Annotated in this window: 14 protein-coding genes; 9 read left to right on the forward strand and 5 right to left on the reverse strand. The window is 65.3% G+C overall.

From position 1 onward, the window contains the following. Positions 1–6: 6 nt before the first annotated feature. From kdpA to OLX23_RS16945, 3 genes are all read right to left on the reverse strand, one after another. Positions 7–1,710, reverse strand: a complete 1,704-nt coding sequence (gene kdpA / locus OLX23_RS16935; protein ID WP_264446194.1) for a potassium-transporting ATPase subunit KdpA — start codon at positions 1,708–1,710, stop codon at positions 7–9. Positions 1,711–1,726: 16 nt separating this feature from the next. Further along, a complete protein-coding gene (gene kdpF / locus OLX23_RS16940) occupies positions 1,727–1,816 on the reverse strand; it encodes a K(+)-transporting ATPase subunit F (protein WP_184060222.1) in 90 nt (29 codons plus the stop codon). Between the two features lie 365 nt (positions 1,817–2,181). Next, positions 2,182–3,351, reverse strand: coding sequence for an epoxide hydrolase family protein (locus tag OLX23_RS16945; protein ID WP_264446195.1), 1,170 nt, complete (start codon positions 3,349–3,351; stop codon positions 2,182–2,184). Between the two features lie 264 nt (positions 3,352–3,615). On the opposite strand from OLX23_RS16945, the gene OLX23_RS16950 reads away from it, so the two are divergent. The 4 genes from OLX23_RS16950 to OLX23_RS16965 all read left to right on the forward strand — a co-directional run bounded on the left by OLX23_RS16950 (position 3,616) and on the right by OLX23_RS16965 (position 8,682). After that, complete coding sequence (locus tag OLX23_RS16950; protein ID WP_264446196.1) at positions 3,616–4,143, forward strand: RNA polymerase sigma factor; 528 nt, start codon at positions 3,616–3,618, stop codon at positions 4,141–4,143. Next, positions 4,127–5,110: a FecR family protein gene (locus tag OLX23_RS16955; protein WP_264446197.1), complete on the forward strand. Its 984-nt coding sequence runs from the start codon at positions 4,127–4,129 to the stop codon at positions 5,108–5,110. Before OLX23_RS16950 ends, OLX23_RS16955 begins: the two co-directional genes overlap by 17 nt. Beyond that, positions 5,100–7,484, forward strand: a complete 2,385-nt coding sequence (locus OLX23_RS16960; protein WP_264446198.1) for a TonB-dependent receptor — start codon at positions 5,100–5,102, stop codon at positions 7,482–7,484. Before OLX23_RS16955 ends, OLX23_RS16960 begins: the two co-directional genes overlap by 11 nt. 229 nt (positions 7,485–7,713) lie before the next feature. Next, positions 7,714–8,682: a helix-turn-helix domain-containing protein gene (locus OLX23_RS16965; protein WP_264446199.1), complete on the forward strand. Its 969-nt coding sequence runs from the start codon at positions 7,714–7,716 to the stop codon at positions 8,680–8,682. Here OLX23_RS16965 and OLX23_RS16970 read toward each other — a convergent pair. After that, positions 8,671–9,336, reverse strand: coding sequence for a tyrosine-type recombinase/integrase (locus tag OLX23_RS16970; protein WP_264446200.1), 666 nt, complete (start codon positions 9,334–9,336; stop codon positions 8,671–8,673). The two genes, OLX23_RS16965 and OLX23_RS16970, sit on opposite strands and share 12 nt — an antisense overlap. A 581-nt stretch (positions 9,337–9,917) precedes the next feature. Continuing rightward, the gene (locus OLX23_RS16975) at positions 9,918–10,481 is read right to left on the reverse strand and encodes a tyrosine-type recombinase/integrase (protein ID WP_264446201.1); all 564 of its coding nucleotides are present in this window, start codon (positions 10,479–10,481) and stop codon (positions 9,918–9,920) included. Positions 10,482–10,809: 328 nt separating this feature from the next. On the opposite strand from OLX23_RS16975, the gene OLX23_RS16980 reads away from it, so the two are divergent. The 5 genes from OLX23_RS16980 (at position 10,810) to OLX23_RS17000 (ending at position 16,498) form a co-directional block, all read left to right on the forward strand. Then, positions 10,810–12,150, forward strand: coding sequence for an EAL domain-containing protein (locus tag OLX23_RS16980; protein ID WP_264446202.1), 1,341 nt, complete (start codon positions 10,810–10,812; stop codon positions 12,148–12,150). Between the two features lie 259 nt (positions 12,151–12,409). Next, positions 12,410–12,961, forward strand: coding sequence for a spore coat U domain-containing protein (locus OLX23_RS16985; protein WP_264446203.1), 552 nt, complete (start codon positions 12,410–12,412; stop codon positions 12,959–12,961). A 12-nt stretch (positions 12,962–12,973) separates the two neighbouring features. Next, positions 12,974–13,717 carry a molecular chaperone gene (locus OLX23_RS16990; protein WP_264446204.1) on the forward strand — a complete coding sequence of 248 codons (744 nt, stop codon included), beginning with the start codon at positions 12,974–12,976 and terminating at the stop codon, positions 13,715–13,717. A gap of 37 nt (positions 13,718–13,754) precedes the next feature. Then, entirely contained in the window at positions 13,755–16,154 is a 2,400-nt protein-coding gene (locus tag OLX23_RS16995; protein ID WP_264446205.1) for a fimbria/pilus outer membrane usher protein, read from the forward strand. After that, positions 16,145–16,498 (forward strand): hypothetical protein, encoded by a 354-nt coding sequence (locus OLX23_RS17000; protein ID WP_264446206.1) that lies wholly within the window; start codon positions 16,145–16,147, stop codon positions 16,496–16,498. The genes OLX23_RS16995 and OLX23_RS17000 overlap by 10 nt, the downstream gene beginning before the upstream one ends.

Raw genomic sequence — 16,498 nt, forward strand, 5'->3', positions numbered from 1 at the left:
TCCCGCTTAGAAGAGTTGACCGCGGATCATCGCGAGATGATCGGCGATGGGGCCAAGCGCGAGGCTCGGCAGGAAGGTGAGGCCGCCCAGGATCAGGATGATCCCGACCAGCAGGCCGATCCACAGACCACCGGTCGTCGAGAACGAACCCGCGCTTTCCGGGGTGTGCTTCTTGGCGGCCAGGCCACCGGCGATGGCGAGCATCGGCACGATCACGAAGAAGCGGCCGACCCACATGCAGACGCCGAGCAGGCCGTTGTACCAGGGCGTGCCCGCGGTCAGGCCGGCGAAGGCCGAACCGTTGTTGGCGACCGCGCTGGTGAAGGCATAGAGGATCTCGCTGAAGCCGTGCGGGCCCTTGTTGAGCGGACCGGCCAGGCCGGCCTCGAACACCGCCGACAGCGCCGTACCGCCCAGGATGAACAGCGGCAGCACCGCGATCGCCAGGACCGCGAGCTTGACCTCGCGCGCCTCGATCTTCTTGCCGACATATTCGGGCGTGCGGCCGACCATCAGCCCGGCGACGAAGACCGCGAGGATGGCGAACAGCAGGAAGCCGTAGATGCCCGCACCGACGCCGCCGACGACGATTTCGCCCAGTTGCATGTTGAGCAGCGGGATCATGCCGCCGAGCGCGGTAAAGCTGTCGTGCATGGCGTTGACCGCGCCGCAACTGGCTGCCGTGGTGACGACGGAAAAGAGGGCGGAGGCGGCGAGGCCGAAGCGGACTTCCTTGCCTTCCATGTTGCCGCCGGCGACGCCGAGGCCATGGAGGATCGGGTTGCCCGCCGCCTCCGCCCAGTAGGTGACGGCCGTGCCCAGGAGGAACAAGCACAGCATGGCCGTCAGGATCGCCCAACCCTGCCGCGTGTCGCCCACGGCCTTGCCGAAGGTCCAGGTCAGGCCCATTCCGATCAGGAAGATCGAGACCATCTGGACCAGGTTGGTCAGCGCGGTCGGATTCTCGAACGGGTGGGCGGAGTTGGCGTTGAAGAAGCCGCCACCATTGGTGCCGAGCATCTTGATCGCTTCCTGCGAGGCGACCGGGCCGAGGCCCAAGGTCTGCTTGACGCCTTCGAGCGTGGCGACGTCGACCGAGCCGGCAAACGTCTGCGGCACGCCGCTGGCAATCAGGAACAGGCCGTAGACCACGCAGATCGGCAGCAGCAGGTACAGCGTCACGCGCGTGACGTCGGCCCAGAAGTTGCCGATGCCAGTCGCCTGACGGCGGGCAAAGCCGCGGAACAGCGCGAAGGCGAGGGCGATGCCGGTGGCCGCCGAGAGGAAGTTATGGATCGTCAGCGCCAGCATCTGGCTGAGGTTCGACATCGCCGCCTCGCCCGAATACCACTGCCAGTTGGTGTTGGTGGTGAAGCTGATCGCGGTGTTGAACGCGCCGTCGGCACCGATCGCGGCATAGCCGAGCGGGTTGAGCGGCAGCACGTCCTGCAGCCGCAGCACGGCATAGGTCAGCAACAGCAGCACGACGTTGAAGATCAGCATGTGCACGGCGTAGCGCTGCCAGGTCTGCTCGGCCTCGGGGTCGATCCCCGCCAGCTTGTAGAACCCGCGCTCGACCGGGCCGAGCACCGCGTGAAGCGGCGTCCGGCGGCCTTCGTACAGCGCGAAGAGCCAGAGCCCCACCGGCTTGGTCAGCGCCAGCAGGATGCCGACGAAGGCGAATATCAGTATCCAGCCTTGGATGGTCATGATTGCGCTCCCCGTGTCAGAAGCGTTCGGGGCGGATGAGCACCGCCACGAGGTAGATGAGAAGCCCCAGGGCGGTGAGGGCGGCGAGCCAGAGGTCGATGGTCATGGCTGCACCTCACGCCTTGTCCAGTAGGCGGACATAGGCCAGCGTCGCCGCCAGCAGCCCCCCGAGGATCGCGATCCAGATCAGGTCCTGCATCGTGCCGCTCCCGTCAGGAGGAGGCGGCCTTGCGGACCGGGATGGCCGTCGGAGTGGCCGAGGTACACCTTGGCGATGAGCGGCGTGCCGGAGCTAGCGAGCGTCATGGACTTGATCCCCTGTGATCCCGGTCGAGGTGACCGGAGATTCGTGAGGGGGCTCAATTAGTACCGCGATCCGTAGCATATCGAGATCGAGGCGGGCCCGATCGCATAGTGTTTTCGTATAGATGACCGACTATTTTGCGGCGGCGATTGGTCTGGGCGCTTGGATTAGCGCGCCGGTCGAAACGCTCTGACGAATGTCCGCAATTCGTCGACGAAGGCCTTGGGCTGTTCGAAAGCGGCGAAGTGGCCACCCTTGGGCATTTCGGTCCAGCGCACGATGTTGGTGTAGATCTGGTCGGCCCAGGCGCGCGGGGTGGGACGGATCTCGGCAGGGAAGAACGCGTAGCCGGTGGGCACCGTCACTTTGGCAAGCTGCGTCGGCGTTCGTCCCGGGCCATTGCCCTCGTAATAGAGGCGCATCGCCGAATTGATCGTTCCCGTCACCCAGTAGAGCATGATGTTTTCGAGCAACTGGTCCTTGGAGAACGAGGTTTCGACGTCGCCGTCGCAGTCGCTCCAGGTCTTGAATTTCTCGACCACCCAGGCGGCCAGGCCCACGGGCGAGTCCGTCAGGCCGTAGGCCAGCGATTGCGGCTTGGTCGACTGGATGATCCGGTAGCCGTGTTCGTGGAGATCGTAATTCTCCTTCCAGGCGACCGCGGCCTTCTCCTTGTCGGTCAGGCCGTCGAGCGGATTGGCCGGATCGGCGGGGAAGCCGACGATGAAGTTGAGGTGCAGCGCGATCAGCCGTTCGGGCCGCATCGCGGCCATCGCGGTGGAAATGCCCGAACCCCAGTCACCGCCCTGGGCGACATAGCGATCATAGCCGAGCCGTTCCATCAACCGCAGGTTGACCGCTGCGGCCTTGGCGATGTCGAAGCCGCGCTGACGGGTGGGGCCGGAGAACCCGTAACCCGGGATCGAAGGGGCCACGATGTGGAAGGCGTCGCGAGGGTTGCCGCCGTGGCTGGCCGGATCGGTCAGCGGTCCGAAGATGTCGAGGAATTCGGCGACCGATCCGGGGTAGCCGTGCGTGATGATGAGCGGCACGGCATCGGGTTCGGGCGAACGGATGTGGTAGAAATGGACCCTTTCGCCGTCGATCTCGGTCAGGAACTGCGGGAAGGCATTGAAGCGGGCTTCGGCCGCGCGCCAGTCAAAGCGGTGTCGCCAGTGATCACACAGCGCTCGGAGAAAGCCCATTTCGGTGCCGTAGTCCCAGCCGGCATCGGGAAGCTGATCGGGCCAGCGCGCGCGGTCGAGGCGATCGCGAAGATCCGCGATGATCTCGTTCGGCACTTCGCAGCGGAACGGCTCGATGGCTTGCTCGATCAAGTGGTTCTCCCGACAATTCTATTTATCGAATAAAAATCTTCTAATTGGAAACGAGAATAGGGATCAGGCAGCCCTCGTCAATCGCTTAGCTCTTCGCGATGCACGTCATCGATTGCTCGAGGTTGACGCAAAAATCGATCTCGCTCGACGGGTCGGCAAGGACCGGCTACCCGGACCAGCCACTGTCGACGCGGCGAGGCGGTGAGGCATCGCGCGCGACATGGTTCCGTCCGACCCGCATTTGGCAAGGGAACTTTTGGTGCCTTGAGACTTCAGGACTCGGCGGACATCAATGCGCTGCAGCAAGCTTTCCTCGAAGAACGCGGGAAACTGATCGGCTTTCTTGTCGCGCGAGGCGCGGGCGACGTCGCTGAAGACGTGCTGCAGGACGTATGGCAGCGATTGCCGACGGGCTCGGCTTTGGTGGTGGATTCGCCGGTATCCTATTTGCTGCGCTGCGCGGAGAACGCGCTGCGCGATCAGCGTCGTGCGGAGGTCAGCCGCATGCGGCGCCAGCGGGAATGGCTGGATCTGCTCGGAGATGATAGCGTGGCTCCCGGGGGAGATCAGATATTGATCGGTCGCGAGCGTTTGCAGAAAGCAGAAGCCGTACTGCGCAAATTGGGGCCGCGGATCGACTATGTGTTCCGGCGCTTCAGGCTGGACGGTGTCAGGCAGGCGGCCATCGCGGCCGAACTCGGAATGAGCCTCGGTTCGGTGGAGAAAGACCTGCAAAAGGCCTATCGCGCTCTCGCGAAGTTGAAGGCGACCTTCGATGCCGAACGGGGCTGATCCTCGCGCGACCGGTGCCGCGAACATTCCGACGGCGGGTGTGCCGGACGCGCTACGCGACGCTGCAGCCCTTTGGTTCGTCAAGGTCAGCGATCCCGCTTTCGTGGACTGGCAGGGCTTTACGCAATGGCTCGAGGCTGATCCGGCGCATCGCGACGCCTATACCGAGATGGTCGATGCCGATGCCGTGATCGGAGACGCGCTTGCGCAGGAGGCGCGAGTGACCGCCCGTCACGCTCCACATTCGTTCCCGACCTGGTTGCGCCGGGCGGCGGCCGTGCTCCTGTTGTTCGGCGTTCCCCTGGGCGCATGGAGCGTTCTCGACAGTCGTCCAGAGGTCGAGACGATCAGCACGCGGCCGGGCGAGAGGCGCACCTTCGTGCTGGCCGATGGATCAAGCATCATGCTCAACGGCGAAACCCGGCTGCGGATCGATCGGAACGCGCCGCGCAGTGCGAAACTTCTGGCCGGCGAGGCCCTGTTCGAAGTTCGCCATGACCCGGAACATCCCTTCGTCGTAGATGCGGGAGAGAGCCGACTTGTCGACGTGGGCACGGTCTTCAACGTGACGCTGCTCGGCAAGCGAATGGATGTGGCGATCGCCGATGGTGCCGTGATCTATCGATCGAGTGGCAGAAATGTGCGTCTGAAAGCGGGCGATACCCTGACGGTGGAGGCTGACCGTCCCCTCGTGATCAAGCGCACCAATCCCGAAACCGTCGGAGGATGGCGTTCGGGCCAGTTGGAATATGTCGATGCCCCAATCGGCCGCATCGCCACCGATCTGTCGCGCACGCTCGGCCTACGTCTGGAGGTTGCGGAGAGCGCTCGCCAACGGAGGTTCACCGGTATCCTCATTCTCGACGGCACAGCGGACGAGGCGCTGGTTGCGGTGGCTCCGGTTCTCGACATGTCCGTCCGGCGTTCGGGGGATCATTGGCTGATGACCTCTCGCGATGGGATATAGCGCCGCCCTTGCCGTCATGGGGCTGGTGCTCGTCTCGTCTCCCTTGGGCGCGAAGGAGCGACGACGCGACATCTTCGTTCGGGCCGGCCCTCTGGGGCAGACGGCGATGGTGCTGGGGCGCCAGACGCGCACGAGCATTCGTATCGCGGATCCTGCTCTGCTGAGCGTCATGGTGCGCGAAGTGCGCGGACGGTTCACGGCGCTCGAAGCGCTCACGCATCTGCTGCGTGGCACGTCCGCCTACGCACGAGCATTGTCTCCTACGGCCTTCGCTATCGAGCACCGCGAAATGCCATCGCGGCGAACGCTCGCCAGAGCGAAGGCGGCTGCGGTGCAGCCGAGAGAGATCGTCGTGACCGGCGCAAAGCGTGACCTGCCGTTGAGCGCCTATGCGGGTAGCGTCGCGCTGATCGACGGGACGGCCTTCTCGGATGCCGACGGCGCGCTCGGCACCGGGGCGATCGTCTCGCGTACATCCGCCCTGTCATCGACCCATCTCGGTCCGGGGCGCGAGAAGCTGTTCGTTCGCGGCATTGCGGACTCGAGCTTCGTTGGTCTCGCCCAGTCGACCGTCGGCCAATATTGGGGGGACAGTCGGATCAATTACAGCGCGCAAGATCCCAATCTTAGGCTCTACGACATCGAGCGCGTGGAAATTCTCGAAGGTCCCCAGGCCACGCTCTATGGCGCCGGCGCGCTCGGTGGCTTGCTGCGCGTGATCCCCCGCTCGGTCGACCTGCGCAAGACGACGGCGCGTATCTGGGCTGGGGCGAGTGCGGTCTGGCACGGCGGCCTCTCCCGCGACGGTGGCGTGATTTTCAATCTACCGCTCGTCGCCGAAACATTGGGTCTCCGCCTGGTCGCCTATGACGCACACGATGCAGGCTATATCGATGACCTCTCGCGCGGGCAGCGTGACATCAACAGCGTTCGCACCTTCGGCTGGCGGGGCTCGCTGTCGGCCAGGATTTCCGATCGGCTGAGGCTGGAAATTCGCAGCCTTCGGCAGGTCATCAACGGGCAAGACTGCCAATATGTCGACCTGGGCTCCGACGGCCTGGATCAGATGAGCGTATTTGCCCAACCGTTTCGAAGCGCATTTCAACTGACCGACGCGACGGTGCGTGCGGACCTTGGCCATCTGGATTTTACGTCGGTACTGGCGGTGGCTCGGCACGACGTGGCGGAGAGGTTCGTCGGCGTTTCCGGGGTTCGTTCGGACGATCCGAGCGGTCCCGTGCCCCATTTTACGCCGGAAGTCCGGACGCGCAGGGCGCGCGGCCGTACCGTCACGTTGGAAACGCGCCTGGCCCGGGCCGGGCTCGACGAAACGGGCTGGCTGGCCGGTTTCGCGGCGATGCGAAACGATGCGAGCTCCGAGCGCGGCCGACGGGAAGACGGTCCCCTGGCCAGTTCGATCCGGCTGCGCACCCGCACCGACGAACTGGCGCTTTTCGGCGAGGCATCGCTCAAGCTGCTGCGAAAGTTTCTTCTGACCGGCGGCGGCCGATACTCCTGGTTCTCGGTTGCCGATCGTTCGCAGACCATCGGTTCCGTGGCGACGGGCGCCATCTCCGCCAAGCGCCGCCCCATCGATCGGCAGCGTTTCGGTCGGTTCTATCCTTCGCTGGGGCTCGCACTGCGAACCGATCGGGACACGACTGTGTTCGCGCGATACCAGGAGGGGTTTCGCCCAGGCGGTGCGACCGAAGCCGGAGGGGAGGTCCAGAGCTTCGCGGGCGATCGTATGACGACCGTCGAGTTCGGTCTACGCCATGCCGGAAGACTTGGCGGGATCAATGCCAGCCTTTCCTGGTCACGGTGGCATGGCATTCAGGCCGATATCGTCAACCCGACGGGCTTCACCTCGACGCGTAACGTCGGGGACGCCGAGATTCTATCGGCCAGTCTGTCGGGTTATTGGAAGCCCTTTTCCGCCCTGACGCTGGATGGTGCGGTCGATCTCAACGATAGTCGGATGGTATCCTTGCTCCCCGCATCGGCCGGGACGCAAGGCCAGGCTGGGCAAATGCATCTGCCCAATATCGCCGACGTGACGGGCCGGGTCGGCATGAACTATCGGCGCTTCGTCGGGGCAGCCGAGATGACCCTCGAAGGTCATGCTCGGTACGTCGGCCGGTCCTATCTCGGCGTGGGCCCCATTCTCGGGTTGCCGCAAGGGCGATATGTCGAGACGGGCCTGCAGATACGGTTTGGCATGGGGGCACATGGCTTCAGTCTTGCACTCGACAACCTGCTCGACAGCAAGGGCAACCGCTTTGCGCTCGGCTCGCCATTCCTTCTCGTGACCCGGCCAGCGCAGACGCCGCTGCAACCCCGTACGCTTCGTTTTGGATACGAAATGACGATGTGATACGGTCGGGAATTCGTCCCGCGTCAGCCCCAATACATCCATAATCGTTCCATTTTGCCGTCCTCGCCTTCCGGTTGCTCCTGCGCGGCTGCGTCATCAATCGTCCGTCGGCGATCAGGCCGCGCGGGGACGTTCGGGGAACGATGTGCCGAGTTTGGACGATCAGGTTGGAGAATTCTGCGGCATATCCATCGCGCGGGCTGGCCTCGTGCGGCCGCAAGAATTGGATATGATCGCCAGCCCCGAACGCCTTCGCGATGACCTCGAAGATCGAGATGAACGCGCCGCGAGCGCGCAGTTCACCGCGATCTGGCCAACGGGCCGGGCAGAGCTGGGCATTTCCGCCTGCCCGCGCACGACGGAGTTCATCTTCTCCTCGGAGGATCACTGCCTCGTTTTTCTCATTGGCGGCGGGGCCGAGCGAGCGGAAATGCGGATCGGAGAGGGGGCCGCGGCTTCCTCGTCGATCCGTCCCGGCAGCGCCTGGTTCATCCCGGCCGGGCAGACCGTAAGGTCGACGTGGCGATCTTCGGGCCTGCTGCGCTACATTCGCATATTCCTGTCGCCTGCATCGGTTTGCGCCGTCGCCCGTGTTTCGGGCTGGGAGTCGGTCGGTGGCGGCCAACCCGACCTCGTTGCCGATCCCGATATCCGCAACCCCGAGATACTAAGGATTGCCGCCGAAATCGGCGAAGAGACCAGGCGGCAGGGCAAGGGCTACCAGGCCTATCTGCGCGGCCTGGCGCAATGCCTGGTCGTGCAACTGGTTCGCGATCAGATACGGCCGAGGCAGCGTGATTGCGATGATTGCATCGCACGGCGCGGACCCAACGCATGGCGGATCCGCCGCGCGATCGAGGCGATGGAGGCGCGCATTTCCGAAAGTCTGTCGATCGACGAACTCTCGCGGGTCGCCGGACTGAGCCCGTTCCACTTCTCGCGCCAGTTCAAGCTCGAGACGGGGCGTGCGCCCAATCGCTACCTCGTCGAAATTCGTATCGAGCGGGCGAAACTGCTGCTCGTGGCAAACCTCGACTGGCCTCTGCCCATGATCGCCGAGGCCGTCGGATACCGGTCCGCCAGCCAGTTCTCCGCGGTGTTCCGGCGGGAAACGGGGCGTTCTCCGGGGGCCTTCCGGCAGGGGGTGCAGGCGCTCTCGGTCGGTACCTGTCTGCCGGGGAGCCTCTCAAGGGGCTGAGCCCGAGCTCTGATGTGCCAGACGAGCGGGTCGGCTGCGGTTGGATGACCGTCCGTGCCTGTGGGTCGATCCCCGACGTACGAGGACCGAAAGATAGTTCGCTCGCACCCGCTCGGCGAAGGCCAGTTCCTCAGGACCCACCGCATCGGCGTAGATCGCGGTCGTGCGGATGTCGGCATGGCCGAGCCAGCGTTGAACGAGGTTCAACGGTACCCCGGCACCGATGGATCCTACGGCGAACCCATGGCGAAGCCCTTTAGGGCTGGCCTGCGCGCCGTGGATCCGGGCTGTCGTGAAAATGCGATGGACGTGCCGCCAGGCCGTCATTCGCGTCCACGACCAAATCCGGGCATCCGCATGCTCGACGGGAAGGTCGAGGAGCAGTCTGGCCAGGTAGGGTGAGACCGGCACCGACCGAAACACGCCGCGACGGCGCTTCTTGAGCGATTCGAAGACGATCGTGCCGCTCTCGATTTCGATGCGCCCCAGGGTCAGGCCGAGCGCTTCGGAAATGCGGCAGCCCGTCTCCGCCATCAGGCGGCAAAAGGCATAGACCGACGCTGGCTCGTCGAGGGCAGTGTCGAGAAATCGCTCCACTTCGCCCCGATTGAGATATTTGCGCCGTCCCCTTGCATCGAAAACAGACCACGCCATTCAGCTTGCTTCCATAGCGCCGTGCGATCGTACGCACGGCCCTTGCGACCATTGTTTTTGGCTGTCCGCAGACACGACCACGCATTTGCGGACCGGGTTTCAGCCAGTCCGCATCGAGATCGCCCCAACGACACAGGGCCGGCGGGTGATGTCCAGAAAGAACGGCGCCTTGAGATCCGCCGTTCGCGATCAGCTCGTAATTAAGCTTAATTTCAGGTCTGGGCGGCAAAGGTCAATTCGTTCGAGGCGCCTGGGGCGATTTCGAGCAAGATCGAATAAACGGAGCACGTTTCCGATCGATCAAGGGAGCCGCGGGAGAGGCGTGCTCGATTTTCCGGCGAAGATACGACAAGGCGAAGGCGATGGGTGAAAATACGCCCGCGCGATTGGCTCATCTACATTGGAGTTAAGTAAATGATTTATAACAATAATAGTTGTTACAAAATAGCGCAAATTGTTTCGTCGGGCAAGTGCGGAAAGATAGATCGATAAATCGATCCAACTGAATTTCTCAACGTTTATCCCGGATTGGCTATAAACGAGACGGCATCGGCGCGCGTGATCCCAACTGCACTTAGTGATCACGATAGCGCGTGCCGCCACATTCGCGCGGCGATCTCGCGCTCCTCTGGTCCCATCGCATTGGTATAGATCGCCGTCGTCTTGATGTCGGCGTGACCGAGCCAGCGCTGCACCATGTTCAACGGAACGTGTGATTGCACGGCACAGACGCCGAAACCGTGCCGCAAGCCGCGTGGTGTGGCATAGGTTCCCCGGATGCCTGCCGCGGACATGACTGCGCAGACGCGGCGATAGCCGGTGATCCGCGACCATGGCCAGAGCCTGTCCCGTCCCAGCGCACCCGTGCGCATACCCTCTTTCAGGATGGCCAACACGTCGGGCGGCAGCGGTACGCCGCGGAATACCTGGCGGCCGCGCTTCTTCAGCGAGTGAATGACCACCTGGCCTTCTGAAAAATCGATGCTTCCGGCTCGAAGTTGCAATGCTTCGGAGATTCGGCAGCCGGTGTAGGCGAGAACATAGCAGAATGTCATCGTCTCGACGTCGCCGAGTCGCGCATGTTTCAGAAAGGCATCGCGCTCGTTTCTGGTAAGATACTTTCTGCCGCCGGTACGCGTGAACATGGATGGTTGCGCCGACACCGATCGACTGCCGCTATTATTTGATTTTACCTGCCCGATCGGACCCGGCGTGGCGATCCCGCCCGGATCGGGTGTTACACTATGCGCTATTCGGTTTCCTGCGTGGGCGCGCTTCGGCGTCCCGGTAGGGCACCAAGGTCGATGAGCGCAGGGAACAGGAAGCGGGAAGCGGCAAGGCATACGATGCGCGGCGCGTGGGGCGCCGGCTTCGGGGCTGGCCTTGCCGCTGCCCGCTACCGCAGAGACCGGCATGGCTGAGCGTAAGTCTCGATCGAGGCCGTCGCTGTCGATCGTGCCGCGTCCATGGCATGTGGGCATACCGCTCCTGCGTCCCTGCGCGATCCTCGCCATCGCGGTGTTCGACAACTTTGCGGCAATCGGCTGCGTCTACGGGCGGGCCGCCGCAGAGACGATGCGCCGCGAACTCACCGAGCGAGCGCGCGAATTCGTGGGTGAGGCGGGAGCGGCCTACTGGGTCGAGGCGCGGCTGATCGTAGAGATGTCGCGCGGGGAGAGCCCGCGCGGCGGTGGCGAGGTAGCGGCCGCGCGGCTGGCGTCGCGTCTGGTCAGAGCCTTGACGGGCGAGGGCTTCGAGGTCGGCGAGGCCAAGGTGTTCGCGATGGTCACCATCGTTGCGGCGCCGATAGACGCCGGGGGGCCCGGCGGTGCGAGCCGGGCAACTGCCGTGGATGAGCTCGTTCGCCGGCTCGTTGCAGCGGCACCGCGGCTGTCCTGCACCGCGCCCGATGCGCTTTCGCGCGGTCGCTACCGCACGCAGATGGATTGGGCGGCGCTGGCAGCCGACTGCATCCGCGAGAATGGCCTGGTGCTCACTTGGCGGCCGGTCGGCGGCCTCGACGGCGGTATCCTCTATCGCGAGGCCGAGGTGGGGCTCGTCGATGCCAGAGGTGCCCAATGGCCGGCGGCGGACCTTCGTGCCGCGCTGGAGGAGACCGGGCTCGTTCGTGCGATCGACACGCATGCGTTCGGCCTCACGCTCGATCGGCTGCATGCCGAGCCGGACGCGATCCTCGGCTGCAACATTTCCGCCGCCAGCGCGATCGTCGACGGCTGGTGGGCTCCGCAGTTCGATCGTCTGGTGCGCGACCGTGACGTCGCATCCCGAATGATCGTCGAGATCGACGAAACCGTCGCGTTTTCGAGCATTTCGCTCGCCGTGGAATTCGTCGACCGGTTGCGAGGTGCAGGGTGCCGCATCGCGATCGATCACTTCGGTGTCGGCCATGCGAGCCTGCGTCACGTCCTGGCGCTGGCGCCCGACATCATAAAGATCGACCCGCTCTATCTGCGCCTCGCGGCCACCCGTCCGCAAGGGCAGGGTGCGGCCTTCGCGCCGCTCGTCGGTCTCGCGCGATCGATCGCGCGACATGTGGTCGTCGAGGGCGTCGATGATGCCGCCGCGCTGGCAATCGCCCAGGCAAGCGGCGCGGACTGGCTGCAGGGCCATCACTTCGGCATGCCCGCGCCTAGGCTCTCGCGTGCGGCAGCGATGGCCGGATTGGGCGATACGATCGTCCGGTCTTCCACGGTGCGTCGGTCGGCATTGTCGGGTCGGCTCCAGGTCTTCGCCTGCCTTTTCGTCGGCGCAGTGCTCGCCGTCGGCATGATCTGGGGAGCACCGCTGCCGTGACTTCCCGTCGGCGTCGCATCGCACGCGCCATCGCCCATCCCTGGCCCTTCGGATCGCACCGGGCCAGCGCGAGGGACACCCGGGACAAATCCGGGGCCCCTCGCGTGTCGGTCTTCTGGAAAAAGGTCCCGGACGAGGCGGTCGCGTCGCCCGGCAGCGATCCGCTGGATTCGACACGGGGACTGTTTCGTGGCCTCGCTTTTAGCCTGCCCGTGTCGTTCGCGATGTGGGGTGTCGTTCTGTGGTGGGTGTGGCGGCGATGAGGGGCTCGTCCTGTCTTCGCCGCAAGGCTGCTGTTGCGGCGGGGCTTTGCCTGTTCGCGCGGTCGCCCGCGCAGGCGGAGGAAATCCGCATAGATATCCGCTTCGAAGTCCGTTCGGGCTGTGCGGTCGCGGCGGGAACCGGAGAGCTGGCGCTGCCCGACGTCCGATTGAGTTTCGGCGAGGCTGCAGCCGGTGCCGGAGAGCCGATCGACGCCATGGCGGCCGCGGGCGGCGGCGTGCCGCTGCTCACGTTGAGTTGCTCCTCCAGCTTCACCAACGATGCCGCGCCGACGGTTGTGCTCGATGCCGGTCTCAACGCGGAGGACGGCCAGCGCCGCATGCGCGGGCCGGGCGGGGCTACAGTTCCCTACCTGCTGTTCCAGGATCAGGCGTGCTCGATCCCCTACGATCCGACCACCCCGACCCAGATCTCGATCCCGACCGCGGGTATCGGCGTGCCACTCGCGATCTACGGCCGCGTGCCCGTGATCGGCGACCTCCCGGCCGGGCGCTACGCCGACACGGTCACCCTGACTCTCAGCTATTAGGTGCGAAAGACGATGATCCTGCGCCTGGGTGCCATTGCAGCGTCCTCGATCCTGACCATTTCGCTCGGTGGCCCGGCCACTGCCGCGTCGCTGCGGCTGTCGCCGATCCTGATCGAGATACAGCCTAGCCAGCGCGCCACGGCGGTGACGGTGACGAACACCGATTCCCAGCCTGTCAGCCTTCAGATCCGCCTCTATCGCTGGTTGCAGCGTGACGGCGCGGATACCCTCGATCCGACATCGGACATGATCGTCAGCCCGCCGGTCGCGACGATCCCGGCGGGAGCCAGCTACACGATCCGCTTGGCCCGGCGCGTCATGGCGCCGCCCGCCGGCGAGGTCAGCTATCGGCTGATGCTCGATGAGATTCCGAAGGTCGCCGATCCGAACAAGCCGATCCAGGGCGTCGCAATGGTACTTCGTACCTCGCTCCCGGTTTTCGTCACCGATCCCGCCGCCAAGGCGCAGATAAGCTGGCGGTTCTGGCAGGACGCGAGCGGAATCCACGCCGAGGCGGCGAACCTGGGTACGCGCCGCGCGCGCATCGCGGGGCTGCAGGTGGAAACGCCGAACGGCCGGACGATCGCCTTCGGCAGCGGGCTCAACGGCTATGTCCTCGCACAAGCGACGCGCCGCTTCGACGTGACCGGAGCCGCGGCGGCAGGCCTTCCGTCGCTGAGCGGTGCGCAGGTGAACATCACCGCGCGCGAAGGGGATCGGCAATTGAGGGAAACCGTCCTTGTCGAGCAGCGCTGATCATGATGGCGCGCTGCCGCCCCGACCTCGGCGGCCCATGTTCTCGTTGCGCTCGGCGCTGCTGGCTGGCGCGGCGGCCGGCGCATGCCTGGTCGGCATTTCCGAGGCGCAGGCGGATCCGGTACCCATGACCACGACCGCCGATCCTTCGCGCGCGGACAGCGAGCCGGTCCTGATGGTGCTCGAAGCGAGCGTCAACGGCACGCCGACGCACCAGTTGCTCACAGTCAGGCGCTTGCCCGATGGCGCCTTCGTGGCGCGGCTCGACGAACTGCGCACGATCCGGATCACGCCGCCATCGGAATTCGCCGCTCAGGAAGAGGTCGATCTGGCCGCGCTCGGCATTGCCGGGACCTATGACGAAGCACGTCAGGCGATCGAGCTTACCGTGCCGGTCGAACGGTTGGAAACCTTCGTGGTCGGGCTCGGAGGGCAGCGCCGGCCGGTCGATCTCGACGCGATCACGCCGCTTTCCGGGCTGGCGCTCAACTATGGCCTCTATGCGCAGACGGCTTCGGGGGCCACGGCCGTCAGCGGCAATCTCGAGGCGCTGGCCATGACGCGGCTGGGCCTCTTCGCCAACACTGCGGCCTTCAACAGCCGACGGTCGCGCGGCGACAAGGCAGTCCGGCTCGACAGCAACTGGCGCCTGATCGATCCGAAAGCGGTTCGTTCCTACATGCTCGGCGACTTCGTCAGCAATGCCCTGGCCTGGACCAATGGTGTGCGGCTCGGCGGTTTCCAGATCGCCAGCGCCTTCGACCAGCGCCCCGACATCGTCACCGCCGCCCTGCCGGAGTTTTCGGGCTCGGCCGCCTTGCCGTCCACGCTCGATCTCTACCTCAATCAGCAAAGGGTATTTTCGGGCGAGGTACCCTCCGGGCCGTTCGACCTGCGCGCATTGCCGTCGATCACGGGGGGCAGGGCGCGGCTGGTCGCGACCGACGTGACCGGCCGGCAGGTCGAGATGACGAAGTCCTACTATTACGTCAGCCGCCAGCTCAAGGCGGGGATCCTGCAGTATTCGCTCGATGTGGGCGCACCGCGGCTCAACTACGGCATAGAATCGTTCGACTACGACAACACCGTCTTCGCGTCGGGATCGATGCGGTACGGCGTCAACGGCAGGTTGACGGTCGAAGGTCACGTCGAGGCATCGGCGGACGGGCTGATCGGCGGCGGCCTCGCCGTCGTGCAGTCGATCGGCGGGATCGGCGCGATCATCGGCTCGTTCGCGGCAAGCCGCTACGACGGCCTGACCGGTGCCAAGTACACGATCGAGGCGTCGAGCCAGTTCGGACGGCTTCGCCTGTTCGCCGGCACCGAGCGTACCGTGGACGACTATTTCGATCTCGCGCGGGTCTCGCTCCTGCGTAGTCGCCGGCGCGATGCGCTCGACGGCGCCGACGGTTCGATCCTGGCGACCGCGCGTGCGCGTATCCTGGATCGCGCCGGAGCCTCGTTCCGCCCGGGGTTCGACCCGATCACGATCAGCCTTGCCTACAATCGCATCGTCACCGCCGAACGCAGCCAGCGAACCGGCAATCTCTCGCTGAGCCGGCCGTTCTCCCAGCGCCTGAGCTTCCATGCCAGCGGCTATCTCGATCTCGACACGACCAGCCGCTACGGCCTGTTCTCGACGCTGACCTATCGGTTTGGCGGCGGGATCAGCAGTTCGCTCGGGCTATCGCGCGACCAGGGGCGCGACGGCCTGTTCGTTCAGGCCAGTCAGACGACCGGACAGCGTCAGGGCGCGGTCGGCTGGGGTGTTTCGCTGCGCGAATACGAAGGCGGCGGCAACCAGCGGACGGCTTTCGCCAGCTATCGTGCGCCCATGGCCTTGCTGCGCGGGCAGGTCGATCAGAGCGGCGGCCTGTGGCGCGGCAGTATCCAGGCCGAAGGCGCCATCCTAGCAGCCGGGGGGCGACCGTTCCTCGCCAACCGCATCGGCGATGCCTTCGCGATCGTACGCAACGCCGGGCCCAAGGTGGAAATGCTGCAAGGCGGGGTACGCATTGCCCGGACCGATGACGACGGGCGCGCGCTGCTGCCCAATCTCATTCCCTACTACGAGCAGAAGATCACGATCGATCCGGTGGGGCTGCCCGAAGGCTGGGAGCCCGCGGCGACCGAGCGCGTGGCCATCGCCGGCTGGCGGCAGGGCGCGGTCGTCGACTTCGGCGTCCGCAGGATCCATGCGGCACTGGTCGTCATTCGACGGCCGGATGGCACACCGGTGCCGGCCGGTTACACTGTCCAGCTCGAAGGCGGCGAGCCGGCAATCGCCGGTTACGACGGAGAGGTCTATTTGCGCGGCCTCGCCGCGACGAACCGGATAGCCATCGATCTCGGGCGCGACGGCATCTGCCACGCCGACTTTGTCTATGACCTTGCGGGACCTGCCGTTCAGGAGATCGGACCGGTGACATGCCGCTGATCGCGCGTCTCTCGGTGGTCCTCTGCATGGTGCTCGCATCACACGCGGGGCAGGCCCAGACGGCTACCGTTGCCAGCACGGTCGAGGTTTCGCGCAGCCTCGAAGATCGCGAACAGCCCCGCACGCTCGGGCCTGCCCGCGCCGGGGCTCAGGGCGAACCTCGGAGCTTTGGCCGGGTCTTCGTAGAACTGACGATCGTCGATGCATGTGATGTCGCCACCGGTGCACCGGCGCCGCGCGTCAGGTGTTCGGCCGGCTTCGAGCCGCGTTGGGAGATGGCGAGCATCGCTGTCGAGCCGTCGTTCGGCTTGGTGCGACTGGTCCGCCAGACGGTGGAGTATTGA

Origin of the sequence: Novosphingobium sp. JCM 18896 (assembly GCF_025938095.1) — a bacterium.
Lineage (GTDB): Bacteria > Pseudomonadota > Alphaproteobacteria > Sphingomonadales > Sphingomonadaceae > Novosphingobium.

Bases quoted from the DNA above. Each gene is read 5' to 3' on its own strand.
- kdpA (WP_264446194.1), bottom strand. From the start codon at position 1,710: ATGACCATCCAAGGCTGGATACTGATATTCGCCTTCGTCGGCATCCTG.
- kdpF (WP_184060222.1), bottom strand. From the start codon at position 1,816: ATGACCATCGACCTCTGGCTCGCCGCCCTCACCGCCCTGGGGCTTCTC.
- OLX23_RS16955 (WP_264446197.1), top strand. From the start codon at position 4,127: ATGCCGAACGGGGCTGATCCTCGCGCGACCGGTGCCGCGAACATTCCG.
- OLX23_RS16960 (WP_264446198.1), top strand. From the start codon at position 5,100: ATGGGATATAGCGCCGCCCTTGCCGTCATGGGGCTGGTGCTCGTCTCG.
- OLX23_RS16965 (WP_264446199.1), top strand. From the start codon at position 7,714: ATGATCGCCAGCCCCGAACGCCTTCGCGATGACCTCGAAGATCGAGAT.
- OLX23_RS16970 (WP_264446200.1), bottom strand. From the start codon at position 9,336: ATGGCGTGGTCTGTTTTCGATGCAAGGGGACGGCGCAAATATCTCAAT.
- OLX23_RS16975 (WP_264446201.1), bottom strand. From the start codon at position 10,481: ATGTTCACGCGTACCGGCGGCAGAAAGTATCTTACCAGAAACGAGCGC.
- OLX23_RS16985 (WP_264446203.1), top strand. From the start codon at position 12,410: ATGAGGGGCTCGTCCTGTCTTCGCCGCAAGGCTGCTGTTGCGGCGGGG.
- OLX23_RS16990 (WP_264446204.1), top strand. From the start codon at position 12,974: ATGATCCTGCGCCTGGGTGCCATTGCAGCGTCCTCGATCCTGACCATT.
- OLX23_RS16995 (WP_264446205.1), top strand. From the start codon at position 13,755: ATGTTCTCGTTGCGCTCGGCGCTGCTGGCTGGCGCGGCGGCCGGCGCA.
- OLX23_RS17000 (WP_264446206.1), top strand. From the start codon at position 16,145: ATGCCGCTGATCGCGCGTCTCTCGGTGGTCCTCTGCATGGTGCTCGCA.